The organism is Protofrankia sp. CiP1_Cm_nod3 (genome assembly GCF_982290655.1).
Map to the genome: position 1 here is coordinate 1 of NZ_CEVIVD010000285.1, position 1,050 is coordinate 1,050.

Annotated in this window: 2 pseudogenes; both read left to right on the forward strand. The window is 68.5% G+C overall.

From position 1 onward, the window contains the following. Positions 1-478: pseudogene (locus AC5LUJ_RS24320) on the forward strand (glycosyltransferase family 2 protein); the annotation flags it as partial. Next, a pseudogene (locus AC5LUJ_RS24325) lies at positions 475-1,050 on the forward strand (4-amino-4-deoxy-L-arabinose transferase); the annotation flags it as partial. The pseudogenes AC5LUJ_RS24320 and AC5LUJ_RS24325, both read left to right, overlap by 4 nt.

Genomic DNA, 1,050 nt, shown 5'->3' on the forward strand with positions numbered 1-1,050 from the left:
GTACCGGATCAGGGTGACTCCGCTGGACAGCGCCCGGCTGATAGCCAGCGCGCCGGTCTACCAGCTCGTGCTGTCGCTGGCGGCACTGCGGGCCGTCGTGCGGCTGTTCCAGCGAAAACTTGAATGGGAGAAGACGACGCATGTCGGCGCCCACCACGTGGTGACACCGGCGGTGCCGCGGCCGGCGCTCCGAAGCCACCGCGAGCCTGTTCTCACGCCCGGTGTCCCGGTCCGGTCCGGGATTCCCGCGGAATCAGTGATCGCGGCCAGGCCGGGAATTCCCGTCGGAACCGGGGTCGCCGCCAGACCGGCCAAGCCGATCGGGGAGGCCCGGCAGCCACCCGGTGAGCTCCGGGAGCCGATCCGGCAGCTCCCGGAGGTTCAGCTCCCTGAACCACGCAAGGGCCAACGGCGAAGCGAGCGTGTTTTCGCGCCGCCCGGGGCGCAGTTCCCCGAGTCGTTCGAGGGGGTTCTTTGACCACCAGCACGCTTCCGCTTCTCGACCGCGGCACCGGCACCGGCAGCGGCACGGAGCCGGCCGGCAGCCGGCGTGGCCGTCGGTTCGGCGGGTTCGTCGACTCCGTCACGGCCGCCCGCGACCGGATCTCGGTCTGGTTGCTGGCGCACTGGCAGAGCATCATCATCCTCGCCGTGGTTCTCGTCGTCTGCGGGCTCGTACACGGCATCAACCAGGACGGCTGGCCCGGCCGCATCAACGACGACGAGGGCACCTACACGGCGCAGGCATATGCCATGGAGTACTGGGGCCAAATCGCCCACTACACCTACTGGTACGATCATCCCTTCGGGGGATGGCTGCTCATCGCCGTCTACACGACGTTCACGCACGCGTTCGAGCGGGCGCCGACAGCGGTGGCCGCCGCCCGTGAATGTATGTTCGTCGTTCACCTGGTGAGCTGCGCGCTGCTTTATCTGCTGGGCCGTCGGCTGACGTTGCGACGGGTTTTCTCGGCCACCGCGGTCCTGTTGTTCTCGCTGGCGCCGCTCGCGGTCTGGTACCAGCGGATGGCTTTTCTCGACAACATCGCC